This window comes from Caulobacter zeae (genome assembly GCF_002858925.1).
Classification (GTDB): domain Bacteria; phylum Pseudomonadota; class Alphaproteobacteria; order Caulobacterales; family Caulobacteraceae; genus Caulobacter; species Caulobacter zeae.
Genome location: NZ_PJRS01000044.1, coordinates 25,091 through 42,840, shown reverse-complemented (window position 1 = coordinate 42,840; position 17,750 = coordinate 25,091). Strand labels below are relative to the sequence as shown.

Sequence of the window (17,750 nt, the reverse complement as noted above, 5' to 3'; positions counted from 1 at the left end):
CCAGGCGCAACAGTCGAGGTCAGCCGGCGGCCGCCTCGTTCCCATAGGCGCGCATGAAGACGTCGACCGCGGCGTCGACCGCCGTGTCGATCATCTCCGGCGTCAGTTCGGGCAGCACGCCCTCGAGCAGGCGATAGAAGGCTCCGGACTCGCACAACGCCTGGAAGTGCATGGCCGCCTGCCAGGGGTCGACGCGCCGCATCTGTCCCTGTTCCATGAACCACTCGAACCGAGTGGTCATCCGCGTCCAGCCGCGCCGGGGACCATTCTCGAAGAACAGCTTGCCGAGGTTCGAGCGCGCGCCCTCGGCGATGATCATCCGCCGGAAGGCCAACACCTCGTCGCTCGCCACGAACGCCAGGAAGACGCGGCCAAAGCGGCTGAGCGCCGTGCGCAGGTCTTCCTCTGTCTCGAAGGTCGAGAACACCGGATCGATGATCTGGGCGCCCTTCTCCAGCATGGTGGCGACGAAGAGGTCGTCCTTGGAGGCGAAGTAGCTGTAGAGCGTCTGCTTGGAGCCGCCGGCGCGCGCCGACACCTCGGCCATGCTCGCCCCCAGGAACCCGCGCTCCAGGAACACGGCCTTGGCCGCTTCCAGGATGCACTTGCGCTTTTCCTCGGTCTTGACGCGCACGCGCCCTCCTCCCGTCTCCGATAGGCCGATTAACCAGGCCCAGGCGTTTTCTGGACCAGACCGTACACTTTTCACTTGACGTCGTCACGTCAAGTTATATTTGGACCGTCCTGTACGGTTTGATATCGAGCAAATCCGATGGCAAACGCCCTCCCCCGGACTTCCCCCCTTAAACTGGCCCTCGCGGGCCTCCTTGCGACGACAGCCCTGGCGGGCTGCGCCGCCGTGCCCAAGCTGCCGCCGGCCCAGGCGATCAAGGCGCCCGACGCCTACGCCTCGCAAGCGAGCCTGGCCGCGCCCGCCGCCGACTGGCCGACCGACCGCTGGTGGACCGCCTATGGCGACGCCCAGCTCGACGCCCTGGTCGACGAAGCCCTGGCCGGCTCGCCCGACCTGGCCGCCGCCGAGGCCCGCGTCCGCAAGGCAGAAGCCCTGGCCGGCCAGGCCCGCTCGGCCACCCTGCCCAGCCTCAGCGCCGGCGCGACCTACGCTTCGGTCAAGCAGAGCTACAACAACGGCGTCCCGGCCGGCTTCGTGCCGAAGGGCTACAACGACACCGGCCGCGCCACGCTCGACTTCGCCTGGGAGCTCGACTTCTTCGGCAAGAACCGCGCGGCCCTGGCCGCCGCGACCTCGCAGGCGGAGGCCTCCAAGGCCGACGCCGCCGAGGCGCGCCTGGTGCTGTCGACCAGCGTCGCGGCCGCCTATGCGGATCTGGCCCAACTGTTCGCCGATCGCGACGCGGCCGCCGACGCGGTCAAGACCCGCGAGCAGACGGCCCAGCTGACCGCCGACCGCGCCGCCAACGGCCTGGAGAACCGCGGCTCGGCCGAGCAGTCCAAGGCGGGCCTGGCCTCGGCCCGCGCTCAGCTGGCCGCCGCAGACGAGGCCGTCGGCCTGACCCGCAACCGCATCGCCGCCTTGCTGGGCGCCGGTCCCGACCGGGGTCTCGCCCTCCAGCGGCCGAAGGTCGGGACGCTGAAGGCCTTCGGCCTGCCGGCCAACCTGTCGGCCGACCTGATCGGTCGCCGTCCCGACGTCGTCGCCGCCCGCCTGAGGGCCGAGGCCGCCGCTCAGTCGATCAAGCAAGCGAAGGCCGAGTTCTACCCCAACGTCGACCTGTCGGCCTATTTCGGCCAGCAGTCGCTGGGTCTCGACATGCTGACCAAGGGCGGCTCGCGCATCGGCTCGATCGGTCCGGCCGTGCGGCTGCCGATCTTCCAGGGCGGCGCGCTGCGGGCCAACTATCGCGGCGCCGCGGCCGATTACGACGCCGCCGTGGCCAGCTACAACGGGGCCCTCGCCCAGGCCCTGAAGGACGTCGCCGACGCCGCCGTCAGCGCCCGCGCCCTCGACGCCCGGCTCGATGAAACCCGCAAGGCCGTCGCCGCCTCGTCGGCCGCCCACGACATCGCCCTGCAGCGCTATCGCGGGGGCCTGGCCACCTACCTGGAAGTCCTCTCCGCCGAGGACGCCCTGATCGCCAACCAGCGGACGCTCGCCGACCTCGAGACCCGCGCCTTCACCCTCGACGTGGCGCTCGTGCGCGCCCTCGGCGGCGGCTACCGCGCCGCCTGACCCGTTTCCCGGAGCCCTCCCCCATGTACGATTCCGAAGCCTCCGCCGACGCCACAGCCCAAGCCGCCGCCGAAGCCAAGTCCAAGGCCGCGGCCGGCGCCAAGCGCAAAAAGCTGTTCCTCGGCCTCGCCGCCGTCGTCCTGATCGCCGGCGCCGGCTATGGCGCCTACTACGCCCTCGTGGGCTCGCACCACGTCGAGACCGACAACGCCTATGTCGGCGCCGACGTCGCCCAGGTGACCCCGCTGGTCGGCGGCCCGGTGCGCAGCGTCGCCGTCCATGACACGCAAGTTGTGAAGGCCGGCGACGTGCTGGTCGTGCTGGACGACAGCGACGCCCGCATCGCCCTGGCCTCGGCCCAGGCCGACCTGGCCCGCGCCGAGCGCCGGGTGCGCGGCTATCTGGCCACCGACCAGAGCCTGTCGGCCCAGATCGCCGCCCGCGACGCCGACCAGGCCCGCGCCGCCGCCAGCCTGACCTCGGCCCAGGCCGATCTCGAGCGCGCCCGCATCGACCTGGACCGCCGCAAGGCCCTGGCCGCCACCGGCGCCGTCTCGGGCGACGAGCTGACCCGCGCCCAGAACGCCTTCGCCAACGCCCAGGCGGCCTTCGCCTCGGCCAAGGCCGCCCAGGCGCAAGCGCAGGCCAACCGCGCCGCCGCCGCCGGCTCGCTGGCCGCCAACGCCGTGCTGACCGACGGGACCACCGTCGACACCAACCCGGAAGTCGCCGCCGCCCGCGCCAAGTTCGAACAGGCCCAGTTGGACCTGTCGCGCACCGTGATCCGCGCGCCGATCGACGGCGTCGTGGCCAAGCGCGCCGTGCAGGTCGGCCAGCGCGTCGCCGCCGGCGCGCCGGTCATGCAGGTGGTTCCGATCGCCGCGGCCTATGTCGACGCCAACTTCAAGGAAGGCCAGCTGCGCAAAGTCAAGATCGGCCAGCCGGTCGAGCTGACCGCCGACCTCTACGGCAATGCGGTGACCTACCACGGCAAGGTCGCCGGCCTGTCGGGCGGCACCGGCGCGGCCTTTGCGCTGATCCCGGCCCAGAACGCCACCGGCAACTGGATCAAGGTCGTGCAGCGCCTGCCCGTGCGCGTGGCCATCGATCCGGCCGACCTGAAGGCCCATCCGCTGCGCGTGGGCCTTTCGATGAAGGCCACGATCGACACCCGCGACTAAACCCGAGCAGCAAGGACCGCCGTCATGGCCAGCGCTCAAGCCGCCCCCGCAAGGGCGGCGTCCGAACCCGCGCCGCTCAGCGGGCCGGCGATGATCTTCGCCGGCCTGATCCTGGCCGCCGCCAACTTCCTGGTGGTGCTCGACACCACCATCGCCAACGTCTCGGTGTCCAACATCGCCGGCGCACTGGGCGTCTCGCCCAGCCAGGGCACGTGGGTGATCACCTCCTACGCCGTGGCCGAGGCCGTGGTCGTGCCGCTGACCGGCTGGCTCTCGGCCCGCTTCGGCGCGGTCCGGGTGTTCGTCTTCGGCATGATCGGGTTCGGGATTTTCTCGTTCCTGTGCGGCCTGGCGCCGTCGCTAGGCTTCCTCGTGCTGTTCCGCATCCTGCAGGGCGCCTGCGGCGGCCCGCTGATGCCGCTGTCCCAGACCCTCTTGCTACGCGTCTTCCCCAAGGAGAAGGCCGCGGCGGCCACGGGCCTGTGGGCCATGACCACCCTGATCGCCCCGATCCTGGGGCCGATCCTGGGCGGGGCGCTGTGCGACAGCGTCGGCTGGGCCTTCATCTTCTGGATCAACGTGCCGATCGCCATCGCCTGCGCCTGGTTCGCCTGGAACCTGCTGAAGGGTCACGAGACCCCTCTGGCCCGCGCGAAGGTCGACCTAGTGGGCCTTGGCCTGCTGGTCGTCTGGGTCGGCGCGCTGCAGATCATGCTCGACCTGGGCAAGGAGCACGACTGGTTCGCCTCGCCGATGATCATCGGCCTGGCCATCGTCGCGGCGGTGGGCTTCGCGGCCTTCCTGATCTGGGAGCTGACCGCGGAGAACCCGATCGTCGACCTGAGGGTGTTCCGACACCGGGGCTACACCGCGGCGGTCATCACCCTCAGCGTGGCCTTCGGGGCGTTCTTCGGCATCAATGTGCTCAACCCGCTCTGGCTACAGCAGAACATGGGCTACACGGCCACCTGGGCGGGCTACGTCTCGGCCCTGCTGGGCGTCACTGCCGTCATGGTCGCGCCGCTGGCGGCCGGCATGTCGGCCAAGTTCGACGCCCGCAAGCTGGTGTTCCTGGGCCTGATCTGGATGGCGGTCATGACCTTCTTCCGGGCCCAGGCCAACCAGCAGATGGGCTATTTCGACATCGCCCACTGGCTGCTGTTCCAGGGCTTCGGCATGCCGTTCTTCTTCGTCCCCGTGACCGCTCTCGCCCTTGCGAGCGTCAAGGTCGAGGAGACCGCCAGCGCCGCGGGCCTGATGAACTTCTGCCGCACGCTGTCGGGGGCGTTCGCGACCTCGGTGGTGACCACGGTGTGGGCCGACGGCGCCAGCCGCAACCACAACGAACTGTCGGGCGTGCTGAACGGCGCGCAGGGCACGATGGACCAGCTGAAGGGCCTGGGGATGAGCGCCGACCAGGCGCGCGGCACGCTGGACAACATGGTCCAGAGCCAGGGCGTGATGCTGGCCACCAACCAGGTGTTCATGGCCATGGCCGTCCTGTTCGTGGTGGCCGCCCTGGTGGTCTGGCTGGCCCCCAAGCCGACGCGCGTCGCCGACACGTCGGCGGTGCACTGAGAAAGAAACCCTCGCCCTTCGACACGCTCAGGGTGAGGGTTTCTGCTGTTACGCCGAGCTTGAATTGGTCCTCACCCTGATCCTGTCGAAGGGCGAGGACCAAGCGCCTACCGCGCCGTCGCCCCCTTCACCACCGCGCCGAACCGATCCAGCGGACAGTCGAAGCTCGCCTCGCTGCACCCCGGCACGAAGATCGGCGAGGCAGAGGGCGGCGCGGCCAGGGTTAAGGGCTTCTTCTCGCGCAGCTGCGACAGGCTCTGCACCGCATAGCGCACGCGGATGACGCGGACGCCGTCGGCGCGCTTCCAGCGTTCGAAGACCAGGTTGCCGCCCGGCGCGATCTGGTTCGGCTGATAGCCCGGCGCGACCCATTCCATGCCTAGAAGGCCGCCGAGCATGGCCAGGGTGCCGTCATGGCCGACGATCACCACCATCTTGGCGTCCGGACCGCCGATGGCCTCCTTGCCGGGCTTGGTCTCCAGCGTGGCCAGGATCTTCGAGGCCAGATGCCCCGCCCCCGTCCGGGCCACTTCGCGGGAGCGCAGGCGCAGGTCGAACTCGGCTTGGTGCAGCGGGAAGACCCTGAGCAGGGCCGCCTCGTCCAGACCCTTCCAGCCCTGCCCCGCAAAGTCCTGGCCGTCGGCCCAGGCCATCAGCATGCTTTCGGTGATCCCCGAGGCGAAGGCTTCGGGACCCGAGATCCCGACCGTCTCGTCGGCGTCGTCAAGAAAGGAGGCCGGCTCGTCATAGACGCGGCGCTTGCCGGGCGCCTTCGGGCACGGCGCGGCGCCGCATTGCATCAGCAGTTCGTCGAGGCTGGCGATGGCGTCGCCATGACCGGCGCTCCAGGCCGCCAGGTTCCCGCCCACCCGGCCGGCGACCGAGGCGCGGGCCAGGGCCAGGTCCGCCTTGGCCACGCCCGCCTTCACCGGTTCGAACAGCGGATCGGCCTTGCCCTCGCCCACTGTGTGGACGTCGACGGCGCAGCCGGGCGACAGCCCCTCGCCCAGCGCCTTGGCCGTAGCGATCGTGCGCTGGGTGACATTGGCCCAGTAGTAGACCTGCCCGCAGTCAGCGCCGGCCAGCAGTCCCTGCCTGGTGTAGATCTCGCGGTAATAGGCGCCGAACAGGGTCGACAGCGTCCCGCCATTGGCCGTCAGATGGCCCGGAGGGACGGAAAAGCGCGGCCACGGGCGCGCCGTGGCGGTCTCCAGGCGCTCGGGACTCGACATCGCCGCGCGCACGCCGTGGCGGCTGAGGATCACCACCTTCTCCAGGGTCTCGCCGGACGCCTGGGCGGCGGCGGGCGCGGCGACGAGCGCGGCCAGGGCGAAGGCTGAAAAGCGGGCAAGCAGACGCATCGAAACTCCCGAAAACGAAAAAGCGGCCCGCGCGGCGGAATCGCGCGGGCCAGTCGAGGGGATCGGATCATGAGGGGTCAAGCAGAGGCCCCCTCAGGAACAAGAGATCGCCGTCGCGGCCGCCCAGCTGTGCAGGCGGCCGCGACGATGCTCCGCAAACGGAGCGATCAGAGCCTTAGAACTTGGCCCGCAGGCCGAAGCTCACCGTGCGGCCGTAGTGGGTGTAGCCGCCGAACCAGCCGCCCTTCACGAACTGCCACTGGGCCGCATCGGTCAGGTTCTGGCCTTCGAGGGCCGCGGTGATGTTGTCGGTGATCTTGTAGCTGACGCTGGCGTCCAGCGAGCCGAAGGCCTTGTCGTTGAGGGCCGAGAGGCCGGCGCCACCGACGTCCTGCAACACGTCGTCCACCCAGCTGTAGGCGGCGCGGGCGGCGAAGCGGTCCTTCTCGTAGAAGCCGGTGATGTTGAAGCTGTTCTTGGCCACGTTGACCATCGCGTCCGTCAGGGTCGGCGAGTAGGTCGCTTCGGTGTCGGTGTAGGTGTAGTTGGCCAGGAAGCCGAGGCCGTCGAACGGCGCGGGCAGGTTCTTGAACAGGTGCTGGTAGGCCAGCTCGACGCCCTTGATGCTGGCTTCACCACCGTTGGTCGGCGAGGTCAGCTGGTAGGTCTGGCCGTCGACCACGATGTTGGTCTTCTGGCTGTAAGCGAAGGTGGTGATGTCCTTGTAGAAGGCGCCGGCCACCAGGGCGCTGCCCGGGGCGAAGTACCACTCCAGCGTGGCGTCGTACTGCCAGGCCTCGAACGGCTGCAGCTGCGGATTGCCGCCGACGGCCGTCAGCACCGTGCCCGACGAGTTCAGCGTCAGGCGCGGGGCCAGGTCGGCCAGCGACGGACGGGTGATCACCTTGGCCGCGGCGAAACGGGCCTGCAGGGTGTCGGTGATGTCCATGGCGAAGTTCAGCGTCGGCAGGACGTCGGTATAGGTCTTCTCGTAGCGGACCGGGATGGCGGCGCTGCCGGTGTCGGCGTGGCCGGCCGAGACCTGCTTGGTCTGGGCGACGCGAACGCCCAGTTGGCCGCGCAGAGGACGGCCGAACAGCTGGGTGTCCATGTCGGTCAGGCCGTAGCCGGCCAGGATCTCTTCCGACACGAAGTAGGAGTTGCGCTGGTCGGCGCGGGCCGTGCCCTTCTGGGTCTTGTCGGCCAGGGCCCAGAACTTTTCCGGATCGGGCATCACCCAGGTGCGCGGCAGGTTGCCGCCCACCTGGCCCAGGAAGTCGCCGGCCGGGAAGGCCTCGAAATAGCTGGCGTCGAAGTACTTGTTGGCCAGGTTGGTGGTGAAGTTGATGTCGGCGCGATTGTAGCTGCGCTCACGCTCGCGGAACTTCACGCCGAAGGCCACGCGCGTGAACGGCCCCCACTGCACCGGACGCTCGGCGTCCGCCTGGATGGCCTTTTCCAGGTCGAGGGAGTCGTTGGTGCGCCACTCGATGCGGCGGAACGGCAGCAGCGAGGGGTTCGACAGGTTGGCGGTGGCCAGGGTGACGCTGGGCAGGACGTCGTCGTCGACCTTGGTCATGTTGAAGGTCGTCTGGCCGATCGCGCCCAGAAGGCGGGTGCGGGTGATCGGCTTGGAGGTCTCGCTGTAGGCGCGGGCGTAGGCGGCGTCGCCCGAGAAGGTCCACTCGCCGATCCGCTGCTTGCCGTTGATGGCCAGCATCAGGTTGTCGTGGGCCAGGTCGCTGACCTCGCGGCCGATCTGGCTGGTCGAGGTGACCGTGCCGCCGACCAGCGTGCCGTCGCGCACCACCGCCGAGCCCGGAACCAGGGTCGAGACCGTCTGGTCGACCGAATAGGTCAGCTCGTCATAGTGGTCGTCGAGGTGGGTGTAGCTGGCGTCGAAGGTGATCTCGGTGGCGTCGGTCGGCCGGTACTGGGCCGAGAACACCAAGCCCTTGCGCTCGCGATCCTCGCGCTCGAGGGTCGGACGGATGGCGGTCGGGTAGAGGTTGATCCCCTGCGCCGCCAGGCTCCTGCCCAGGGTGGTCGAAGGATCGGCGTAGCTCCAGCTGACGCCGGTGACGCGGTCCTGGCGCAGGGTGCGCTGGTCATAGACCAGGGCCAGCAGCGCGCCGAAGCTCTTGTCTTCGTTGACCCAGCTGAGCAGGCCAGACACGCGCGGGTCGGTGGCGCCGGCCAGCTCCGGATGGCTGGCGGTGGCCGAGGCGGCGATGGTGTTCTTGCCCAGGGTCAGGGGGCGAAAGGTCTTGATGTCGACCACGCCTCCGATCGCGCCTTCGTCCAGCGAGGCCAGCGGGGTCTTGCCGACCTCGACGCCGGCGACCAGTTCGGACGGCAGGGTGTCGAAGCGGAACTGGCGGCCGCTCTGGCCGCTGTCGCGCATATTCTCGTTCACCGCGGCGCTGCGGCCGTTCAGGGTGACGATCTGGAAGTTGGGGCCCAGGCCCCGGACGCGGACGAACAGGCCCTCGCCGCGGTCACGGGTGATGGCCACGCCCGGCACCCGTTGCAGGGCCTCGGCGATGTTGTTGGACGGGAACTTGCCGATGTCCTCGGCCGAGATGGCGTCGACGACGTTGGCGGCCTTTCGCTTGTCGGCCAGGGCTCGCGCCAGCGAGTTGGCGAAGCCGCCGGTAACGACGATCTCCTCGACCGTGGCGCTATCGTCGGCGGCCGGCTCGGCGGCGGCGACGGGCGCGGCGGCCTCGGCGCGGCGGGCGGGGGCCGGGGCGGTCGAGATCTTCTGGGCGGCCGGACGCAGCACGGCCGCGCCGCCGTTGCGGACATAGGTCAGGCCGGTGCCGCGCAGCAGCTGGACCAGGCCCGTCTCGGCGTCGAGTTCGCCGCGCACGCCCGACGTGCGCTTGCCGGCCAGCAGGGCCGGATCGGCCAGGACCTGAAGGCCCGTGGCGCGCGAAAAGGCCGGCAGGGCCGCGCCCAGGTCGCCGGCCGGGATGGCCAGGGCGGGCTTGGGCGCCGGAGCGGCCATCGCCGTCGTCGCCGACATCAGGACCGCGGCCGAGGCCGTGCTCCACAGGGTCCAGGTCTTGAAGGTCATCGTACTATCCCCGAATGCGCGGCGTCAGGCCGGCTTCGGCGGGGAAGACGTCGCCGCGCCCCCATTCAGGACAGGGATTTTTGTGAAGTTTCGGCGACGGCCCGCGAACCTCACCGGCTGATCACCAGGCCGCCCTGCCCCTCGCGCACCTCGAAGCCGTGGACCAAGGCGAGGTTGCGCACCAGGGTCGTCGGCTCGTCCAGGCGGAAGCGTCCGGCCACCCGCTGGCGGGCCAGTTCCGGATCGGCGATGACGATGCGGCGCTCGGAGGAGCGGTTCACCCGCTCGACCAGCCGGCCCAGCGTGACCCCGTCGGTCTCCAGCCAGCCCGAGCGCCAGTCGTCGGCCAGGGGATCGAAGGACCGCACCTTCGACAGCCTGCCTTCGGTGGCGAAGGCCCGCTGGCCGACGGTCAGCTCGGCGGTGCGGCGGATCAGGCCGTCGGGCGCCAGGCGCACCCGGCCGCGATGCACCGACAGCTCCAGCCGCTCGGGCCCGCGCTCGTCGCTGATCTCCAGGTCGAAGGCCGTGCCCAGCACGCGGGCCGAGCCGGCGGCGGTCCTCACAGTGAACGGCCGGCCCTCGTCATGGGCGACGTCGAAGAAGGCCTCGCCCCGGCTCAGCGCCACCTCGCGACGGCCCGCGCCCAGGCGCACCTCCAGGTGGGTGTCGCCGTCGAGCATGACCTTGGTGCCGTCCTCCAGCACGACGGCGCGGTGTTCGCCGCGCGCGGTCTCGAAGGCCGTCGGAGTCACGGTCATCAGTTGCAGTTGCGGCCAGGCCAGAGCCACGGCCAGGCCGCAGGTCAGCACGCCGCCGGCCAGGGCCGCGATCGGCCCGGCCTGGCGTCGCCTGGCCAGGCGACGCTGCTCGCTGAGCTTCATGGCCTCGGTCAGGGCGCTGTCCTGGTTGGTGCGCCAGACCTGGTCGAAGGCCTGCGCATTGGCCGGGTCGTCCGACTTCCAGGCCTCGAAACCGGCCTCGTCGTGGAAGGCCGGGTCCATGCGGCGAGCGGCCCACAGGGCGGCGGTGCGGCGGGCGCGGCTCATCGGCGGCCTCCGGCGGCGCGGCGCTCGGCCTTGGTCATCTCGCGATGCAGCTGCTCCAGCGCCCGCACCACGTGCTTCTCGACGGCGGCCTCGTTCATGGCCAGGGCGTGTGCGATCTCGCGCGTCGTCTGGCCGTGCAGGCGCCGGCGGATGAAGACGTCGCGGCGCAGCGGCGGCATGGCGTCCAGCACCCTGCCGAACACCTCGACCTTCTGGCGATGCATGAGGATCTGCTCCGGCGCCGGGGCTTGGCAGGGAATTTCCTCGTCCAGCATCTCGGTCGGCCGGCGATTGCGGCTGCGGAAATGGTCGCGGACGAGGTTCAGGGCGATGCGATAGCCGAGCGCCGCCCGGTCGGCGACGGTGCGCGCCTTCTCGTAGGTCAGCAGGCGGGCGAAGGTTTCCTGCACCAGGTCGTCGGCGGCGGCCGGGTCACGGGTGCGGCGGACGATGAAGTGATAGAGCTCGTCGCGCTGGGCGCGCAGGGACGCCAGGTCGGTCATGACGCAGGATCTGGCGCGTCACGGCGCGCCGGCGCGGAAGAAGCGGCCTTGGGGAGCATGGGGCGGCGGCTACCACGGCTTCGTGACAGTTCTTCCGCCGCCCCTCTACGTCACCAGGTGAACGTCCCTGCCGACCTCGCGGGAAGCTTCGCTTTCAGGCGCCGGGCGCCGTCGACGATGGCGAAGGCCTTCTCCTCGCCCGTCTGGTTCAGCACGATCAGGGCGCGGCCGCCGTCGGGATTGACGAAGGCCACGGTTCTCAGGCCCGCGGCCTCGGCCGGCGAGCCGACGCGCACCGCGCCCGGCTTCACAAAGCGGCTGGCGTGGCCGAAGGCGTAGTATTCCTGGTTCCGCTCGACCGCGCCGGTGGCCTGGTCGATGGTCACCACGCCCCGGCAGTCGCCGCAGCCGCCAGCGTGCGGGCCGTATTTTTCATCGAGCGCCAGGTTCCACATCAGCACGCCGCGCGCCCCGCCCCGGGTGGAGCCGACGATCAGCTTGTCCATCATCCACAGGAAGCTCTCGTCGAACCTGGCCGCCCATTGGCCGCCCGAGCATTCGGTGAAGAACACGTCCTTGTCGGGATGGGCCTTGCGCACCTCGTCCTGCGCGGCGACGTCGCCGGCGTAGCAGTGCCAGCCCACGCCCGCGACGAACGCCCGAGCCTTGGGATCGGACAGCACGGTCATCGGCTGCTGCGGCTGGTCCCAGTTGTGGTCCCAGTCCAGCACCTTGGTTGCGATCCGCTCACGGGCGAAGACGGGGCCCAGGTTGTCGCCGAAGAACCGCGCCCGGTCGGCCGCCGGCCAGCGCATGCCCGGATAGTTCTCCGGCTCGAAGTCCGGCTCGTTCTGGATGCTGAGATAGTCGGTCGGCACGCCCTTCGCCTTGGCCGCCTTGACGTACCTGGCGAAGAACTCGGCATAGGCCGGATAGGCGTCGGGCTTCAACTGGCCTTTCACCAGCGAGCCGGTGGTTTTCATCCAGGCCGGCGCGCTCCACGGCGAAGCCATGACCTTCAGGTCCGGATTGATCTTCAGCGCCGCCCGCACGGTGGGGAACACGTACTGCTCGGGCCGCGCCGTCGAGAAGTGCTTCAGTTCCGTATCGGCCGCCCCGCCCGGCGCGTCGTCCAGGCTGTAGTGGTCGAGCGAGAAGTCCGAGGCGCCGATGGTCACGCGGGTGAAGCTGAAGCCGAGACCGCCCTCCCCGCGCCCGAACAGCTCGGCCAGCAGCGCCTGGCGCTGGGCGGGCGACATCCTGGTCTGGATCAGCCAGGCCGAGGCGTCGGTGATCGACGCGCCGAAGCCGACGATCGACTGGTCGCGCTGGGCGACGTCGACGGTCACGACCGGCAGGTCGTCGCCCGTCGCCAGGCTCGCCAACGGCGGCTGCTCGGCCAGGAGCTGGGTCCTGTCGCCAGTCGTCACCCAGGCGCGGGCGGCGTGCTGGGGCGCCGGGGAGACGCTGGCGCAGCCTCCCAGGGCCAGGACCGCCGCCGTCGAGATCAGGGCCAGACGCATCACGGCTTGCGGCTCCAGGCCTTCAGCTTGGCAAAGCCGGTCAGGGCCGGATCGCCTGCGTGGGCGCCGACATAGAGCGGATACGAACCGGCCGGCAGGGTCCAGCCGGGCTTGGCGGTGTCGTAGTCGGCCAGCACGCGCGGATCGACGCTGAAGGTCAACCGCTTGGTCTCGCCCGGCTTGAGGTCGACCTTCTGGAAGCCGGCCAACCGCACCATCGACTTGCGCTTGCCAGCGGTGACATAGAGCTGCGGCGCATCGGCGCCGGCGACCTTGCCGGTGTTGGTGACGTCGAAGCTGACCTTCAGCCCGTCGCCGTCCTCGACCTTGAGGTTCTTGTAGCCGAAGCTCGTGTAAGAAAGGCCGTAGCCGAACGGATAGAGCGGCTGAAGCTTCTGCTCGGCGAACCAGCGATAGCCGACGGCCGCGCCCTCCCCGTACTCGACCGGGAAGCCCTTGATGGGTCCGGCCTCCTTGCCGGCCCGGCGGGCGTCGTCGATGGCGGCCTGCTCGGCATAGCCCGGCGCGGAGGCGCGCGGGGCCTGGTCCTCGGTCCTGGGGAAGGTCATCGGCAGGCGGCCCGACGGATTGACCGCGCCGCTGAGGATGCCGGCGACAGCCTCGCCGCCGCGCTGGCCCGGATACCAGGCCTGCAACACGCCGCCCACGCGATCCAGCCATGGCATCAGCACCGGCCCGCCGGTCTCCAGCACCACCAAGGAATTCTTGTTGGCGCCCGCCACGGCGTCGATCAGGGCGTCCTGGTTCTCCGGCAGGGCGATGGAGGGCGCATCTTGCGCCTCGGTCTGCCAGTGCCAGGCGAAGACGATGGCCAGATCCGCGCCCTTCACGGCGGCCGCGGCGGTCGCCGGATCCTTGCCGTCGACGTAAGAGACCTCGGCGTTCGGATAGGCCGCCTTGATCGCCTTAAGTGGCGAGGAGGCGTGCCAGGTGACGCGGACGAACGAGGCCGCCTCGCCGCCGTTCAGCGGGATCTCGACCGGCGCGCCGCCGACCGAGCGCACCTGCGAGGAACCACCGCCCGACAGCACGCCGACATCGGCATGGGCTCCGACCAGCACGATCTTCTTGGCCGTCTTGGCCAGCGGCAGCAGGTCGCGGTCGTTCTTCAGCAGCACCGCGCCGCGCTCGGCCAGGGACTGGGCCACCTTGGCGTTCCTGGCGTAGTCGATCGGCTGGGCCTCGACCGGGGTCGGGTTGTCGATCAGGCCGGTGGCGATCACGCCGTAGAGGATGCGGCGGACCATGTCGTCGACCCGCGCCTGGCTGACCTCGCCCTTGGCCACGGCGGCCTTCAGGTCGTCGCCGAAATAGATCTGCTTGTCGAGTTCCTGGCCCGATTGCTGGTCCAGGCCCGCCAGAGCGGCCTTGGTGGTGCTGTGCACCGCGCCCCAGTCCGACATCACCCAGCCCGGATAGTTCCAGTCGCGCTTGAGCACCTTGTTGAGCAGGAAGTCGTTCTCGCAGCCCCAGTCGCCGTTGATCTTGTTGTAGGCGCACATCACCGAGGCCGGCTGGCCCTTCTCGATGGCGATCTGGAAGGCCAGGAGGTCGCTCTCCCGCAGGTCGGCCTCGCCGATGCGGGCGTCCATCACGTGGCGGCCCGTCTCCTGCGAGTTGATGGCGAAGTGCTTGATGGTCGAGACGATGTGGTTGCTCTGCACGCCTTGGATCGACGCACCGGCCATCTCGCCGGCCAGCAGCGGATCCTCGCCCAGATATTCGAAGTTACGCCCCGCCCACGGGTCGCGGGTCAGGTTGACGCCGCCGGCCAGCAGCACGTTGAAGGTCTTGGCGCGGGCCTCAGCGCCAATCATCGCGCCGGACTCGTAGGCCAGCTTCGGCTCGAAGGTGGCCGCCAGGGCCAGGCCCGACGGCAGGGCCGTGGCGGTGTCGCCCTTGCGCTGCTCGACCTGGTTGGCGACGCCGAGGCTGGCGTCGCTCTCGCGCAGGGTCGGGATCTTCAGGCGCGGCACGCCGGGCACGTAGCCGGCCGAGGGGATCATGTCGGCGGGCGCCGGCTTGGTGTTGGGCGGGAACAGGCCGTGCAGGTACGTGATCTTCTCGTCCAGCGTCATCTGCCTGACCAGCGCGTCGGCGCGCGCCCAGACCGGATCATTGGCGCGCGCGGCCAGCGGCGCGCTGTCCTTGGTCGGCATGGTCTGGGCCAGGCTCGCGGCCGGCAGCAGGGCCAGAAGCGCCACGGCGGCGGAGGTCCGGCGCAGGATCCGCAGGGCGGATGAAGGCTGGGCGGCGGTCGTCATGGGCTACTCCGTGTCGGGATCGGGGGCGCCGCAACCGGGCGCGAGGGGGCCCGCGCCTCTTGCGAAGGCGGGCCGCGTCGAAACGAAAAAAAGCGCGGAGGGCCAGGGGAAGGGATCGGCCCTCCGCGCGCAGGGGTCAGAACTTGTAGTTCAGACCGAAGATGTACTGCCGGCCGTACTGGTCGTTGGTCTCGGGCAGCATGGTGCCGTCCGAGAGCACGCCGGTGCGGGTGCGGTAGGGACTGTTGTCGAGGTTGTTGACCTGCAGCACGGCCGACAGGCCCTTGAGCGGCCCGTCCTGGAACTCGTAGCCGATCTGGGCGTCGACCTGCTCGTCGGCCAGCACCTGGGTGAAGCCGCGATAGGCGAACAGCTGCACCACCTCGCCGCGGAAGGCCGAGCGGTGGCGCTTGCTGATCCGGGCCGAGAAGCCCGCCCGCTCGTAGTAGCCGGTGACGTTGTAGACGTCGCCCGACAGGCCCGGCAGGGCGTTGCTCGAGCCGGGGCCGTCCGGCTGGATGTCGGTCTTGGTGTGCGACATGCTGCCGACGAAGCCGAAGCCCTTCAGCCACGGGGTGATCAGGCCGAAGTCGACCGCGCCCGAGATCTCGTAGCCGTAGAGCTTGCCGCCCTCCCCGTTCTCGGGACGGGTCAGGAGGCCGATGTTGCTGATCGGCGTGACCGTGCCGGTGTTGGGCACGTTGGAGAAGTCGTAGTCCACCGACTTGTTATAGATGTAGGTCTCCAGGTCCTTGTAATAGCCGGCGACGGCGATGTAGGTCCCGGGCGCGAAGTACTTCTCGACCGACAGGTCGAAGGCGGTCGCCTTCCACGGCTTGAGGTACGGATTGCCGCCCGAGCCGCTCCAGCGGAAGGTCAGGGCGTCGACGCCGGCGGTGATGCTGGCGCGCATGTCGTCCAGGCGCGGACGGGCCGAGGTCTTGGCCACCCCGAAGCGGACATAGAGGTTCTCGACCGGCTCGGCCGTCAGGTTCAGGCTCGGCAGCAGCTCGTCATAGGTGTCCTCGACCGTGACCAGGCTGGGCGCCTGGGCCGTGCCGCCGCTGACGGTGTAGCCCGTCGATTCCTGCTTGGTGGAGATGTACTGCAGGCCGATGTCGCCCTTGATCGGCAGCGCGCCGACATGGGTGTCGATCTTGGCCATCAGGTAGGCCGTGGTAAGGCGCTCCTGGATCTTCCAGTCCTTGTTGTAGTCGTCGGCGTTCCCGATCGGCACGATGTCGTAATAGACCGGCAGGGCCTTGGGCAGGTTGATGGCCAGCACCTGGTCGATGCCCGCGAACGACAGCGAGACCGGCGACAGCAGGTACTGCGAGGCCACCGTGGTCGGGGCGCGGCCGTTCTTCAGGAAGAGGTCGTTGTCGGAGACCGTCTTGTCCTTCTTGCGGTCGGCGTAGTTGATCCCGGCCTGCACGCTGCTCAGGAACCCGCCGAGACGGGTCTTGGAAACGTCGTGGTCGATGCGGAAGTCGCCGGTGAACATCCGGTCCTCGACCTCGGGGAAGCGGATGGCGCCGTCATGGCCCCAACCGCCCCAGGCCGCCGGATCGCCCAGCTGCATGCGGCTGGCGTCGGCGTAGTTCAGGCCCGTCGTGTACTTGCCCACGCCGTTGAAGGTGAGGTCGTAGCCGATGTTGTCGAAGGTGCGGATCGGGCCGTAGCCGGCGTAGGTCTCGAGGATCTGCTCGCGGCGCTCGACCTTCGAATAGCCGATGTCGGCGGTGTAGGTGGTCGCGCCCGAGACGTACGAGGTGTTCCAGCCCAGGGCGAACTGCTCGTCCTTGCGGGTGTTGAGGTCGTTGCGGACGATCGGGGTGACGTTGGTCGCCGTGCCCGAGGTGTTGATCAGCGAATTGCCGACCTTGGTGAAGCCCGGGTTCAGGAACACCGTGGCGTCGGGCGTGCTGGGGCTGGAGAACCACTGCATGCCGCGACGGATCTCCTTCTGGTCGAAGGTCGAATAGAACAGGTCCAGCGTCGAGTGCAGCTTGTCGTTGGGCCGCCATTCCAGGACGCCCATGTAGCCGTCGCGCACCTGGTCGCGGTTGGTGGCGAAAATCTCCTGGCCGCCCAGGCTGTAGGCCCCGGCGTTGGCGCCGGTGAACTGGGCCGGCTGCTCCCAGTACCAGGCCTTGTACTGCTGGACCTGGGTCGGGCTGTCGAGGTGGGCGTAACCGAGCGCGACACCGATCGTACCGCCGGCGAACTGGTCGATATAGGAGGCGCTGAAGCGGTAGCCGCTCTTGGAGCCGTCGGGATTGGCCTTGTCGAGGTCGCTGATCTCGCGGCGGGCGTTCAGCGTCATCACCGGGCCCTTCTGGTCCAGCGGGCGGACGGTGCGCATGTCGACCGTGCCCGACAGGCCCTGGCCGATCAGGGCGGCGTTCGAGGTCTTGTAGACCACCACGCTGTTGAGCAGCTCCGACGGATACTGGTCGAACTCGGCGGCGCGGTTGTCGCCGGCGCTGACCTGCTGGCGGCCGTTCAGGAGGGTGGTCGAAAAGTCGGGCGAAAGGCCGCGGATCGAGATCACCTGCACCCGGCCGTTGACGCGCTGGCCGGTCAGGCCCGGCAGGCGCGCCAGGGACTCGGCGATCGACACGTCGGGCAGCTTGCCGATGTCCTCGGCCGACACGGCCTCGACCACGCCGACCTCGCGGCGCTTGATCTCGGCCGACTGCTCCAGGCTGCGGCGATAGCCGGTGACCACCACCTCGTCGACGGCGGTGTCCTGCTCGGTCGGGGCGGCGTCCTGGGCGTGGGCGGCGCAGGCCAGCAGCGACAGGGCCCCGGCCGAGGCATAGGCCAGCTGCTTGAAGCGCTGGGCGCCGGCGCGAACGCGGGCGGCCGAATGGGCGTTATGGATCAAGGTACTCTCCCCTACTGCGTCTCTTCCCTGGCCCTCCTCGCCCCGTCTCTTGCGGATTCGGCATCGAAAAGCCGCGCTTTCGTGAATTG

General features: G+C 69.7%; 11 protein-coding genes. 3 read left to right on the top strand and 8 right to left on the bottom strand.

Going from position 1 to position 17,750, the window contains the following annotated elements:
* Positions 1 to 19: 19 nt before the first annotated feature.
* Positions 20 to 634, bottom strand: coding sequence for a TetR/AcrR family transcriptional regulator (locus SGCZBJ_RS21230; protein WP_101719924.1), 615 nt, complete (start codon positions 632 to 634; stop codon positions 20 to 22).
* A 138-nt stretch (positions 635 to 772) separates the two neighbouring features.
* Between SGCZBJ_RS21230 and SGCZBJ_RS21225 the strand changes: the two genes are divergently transcribed.
* From SGCZBJ_RS21225 to SGCZBJ_RS21215, 3 genes are read left to right on the top strand one after another with little or no spacing between them, the layout of a single operon-like run.
* The gene (locus SGCZBJ_RS21225; protein WP_101719923.1) at positions 773 to 2,212 is read left to right on the top strand and encodes an efflux transporter outer membrane subunit; all 1,440 of its coding nucleotides are present in this window, start codon (positions 773 to 775) and stop codon (positions 2,210 to 2,212) included.
* Positions 2,213 to 2,235: 23 nt separating this feature from the next.
* Complete coding sequence (locus tag SGCZBJ_RS21220; RefSeq protein WP_101719922.1) at positions 2,236 to 3,393, top strand: HlyD family secretion protein; 1,158 nt, start codon at positions 2,236 to 2,238, stop codon at positions 3,391 to 3,393.
* 24 nt (positions 3,394 to 3,417) lie between these two features.
* Entirely contained in the window at positions 3,418 to 4,971 is a 1,554-nt protein-coding gene (locus SGCZBJ_RS21215) for a DHA2 family efflux MFS transporter permease subunit (RefSeq protein ID WP_101719921.1), read from the top strand.
* A 107-nt stretch (positions 4,972 to 5,078) separates the two neighbouring features.
* Here SGCZBJ_RS21215 and SGCZBJ_RS21210 read toward each other — a convergent pair whose 3' ends face one another.
* The 7 genes from SGCZBJ_RS21210 to SGCZBJ_RS21180 form a co-directional block, all read right to left on the bottom strand.
* Entirely contained in the window at positions 5,079 to 6,332 is a 1,254-nt protein-coding gene (locus tag SGCZBJ_RS21210) for a histidine-type phosphatase (RefSeq protein ID WP_101719920.1), read from the bottom strand.
* A 175-nt stretch (positions 6,333 to 6,507) separates the two neighbouring features.
* Positions 6,508 to 9,411 carry a TonB-dependent receptor gene (locus SGCZBJ_RS21205; RefSeq protein WP_101719919.1) on the bottom strand — a complete coding sequence of 968 codons (2,904 nt, stop codon included), beginning with the start codon at positions 9,409 to 9,411 and terminating at the stop codon, positions 6,508 to 6,510.
* 110 nt (positions 9,412 to 9,521) lie between these two features.
* The gene (locus tag SGCZBJ_RS21200) at positions 9,522 to 10,460 is read right to left on the bottom strand and encodes a FecR family protein (protein WP_101719918.1); all 939 of its coding nucleotides are present in this window, start codon (positions 10,458 to 10,460) and stop codon (positions 9,522 to 9,524) included.
* Positions 10,457 to 10,963: an RNA polymerase sigma factor gene (locus tag SGCZBJ_RS21195; protein WP_101719917.1), complete on the bottom strand. Its 507-nt coding sequence runs from the start codon at positions 10,961 to 10,963 to the stop codon at positions 10,457 to 10,459. The genes SGCZBJ_RS21200 and SGCZBJ_RS21195 overlap by 4 nt, the downstream gene beginning before the upstream one ends.
* 110 nt (positions 10,964 to 11,073) lie before the next feature.
* Entirely contained in the window at positions 11,074 to 12,486 is a 1,413-nt protein-coding gene (locus SGCZBJ_RS21190; RefSeq protein WP_101719916.1) for a glycoside hydrolase family 30 protein, read from the bottom strand.
* On the bottom strand, positions 12,486 to 14,771 hold the full coding sequence (locus tag SGCZBJ_RS21185; protein WP_101719915.1) for a beta-glucosidase: 2,286 nt from the start codon (positions 14,769 to 14,771) through the stop codon (positions 12,486 to 12,488). Before SGCZBJ_RS21185 ends, SGCZBJ_RS21190 begins: the two co-directional genes overlap by 1 nt.
* A 136-nt stretch (positions 14,772 to 14,907) precedes the next feature.
* Positions 14,908 to 17,661, bottom strand: coding sequence for a TonB-dependent receptor (locus SGCZBJ_RS21180; RefSeq protein ID WP_240621600.1), 2,754 nt, complete (start codon positions 17,659 to 17,661; stop codon positions 14,908 to 14,910).
* Positions 17,662 to 17,750: the final 89 nt, after the last annotated feature.

Excerpts from the sequence above, each read along its gene's own strand:
- SGCZBJ_RS21225 (WP_101719923.1), top strand. The coding sequence starts at position 773 with ATGGCAAACGCCCTCCCCCGGACTTCCCCCCTTAAACTGGCCCTCGCG.
- SGCZBJ_RS21220 (WP_101719922.1), top strand. The coding sequence starts at position 2,236 with ATGTACGATTCCGAAGCCTCCGCCGACGCCACAGCCCAAGCCGCCGCC.
- SGCZBJ_RS21215 (WP_101719921.1), top strand. The coding sequence starts at position 3,418 with ATGGCCAGCGCTCAAGCCGCCCCCGCAAGGGCGGCGTCCGAACCCGCG.
- SGCZBJ_RS21210 (WP_101719920.1), bottom strand. The coding sequence starts at position 6,332 with ATGCGTCTGCTTGCCCGCTTTTCAGCCTTCGCCCTGGCCGCGCTCGTC.
- SGCZBJ_RS21205 (WP_101719919.1), bottom strand. The coding sequence starts at position 9,411 with ATGACCTTCAAGACCTGGACCCTGTGGAGCACGGCCTCGGCCGCGGTC.
- SGCZBJ_RS21200 (WP_101719918.1), bottom strand. The coding sequence starts at position 10,460 with ATGAGCCGCGCCCGCCGCACCGCCGCCCTGTGGGCCGCTCGCCGCATG.
- SGCZBJ_RS21195 (WP_101719917.1), bottom strand. The coding sequence starts at position 10,963 with ATGACCGACCTGGCGTCCCTGCGCGCCCAGCGCGACGAGCTCTATCAC.
- SGCZBJ_RS21190 (WP_101719916.1), bottom strand. The coding sequence starts at position 12,486 with ATGCGTCTGGCCCTGATCTCGACGGCGGCGGTCCTGGCCCTGGGAGGC.
- SGCZBJ_RS21185 (WP_101719915.1), bottom strand. The coding sequence starts at position 14,771 with ATGACGACCGCCGCCCAGCCTTCATCCGCCCTGCGGATCCTGCGCCGG.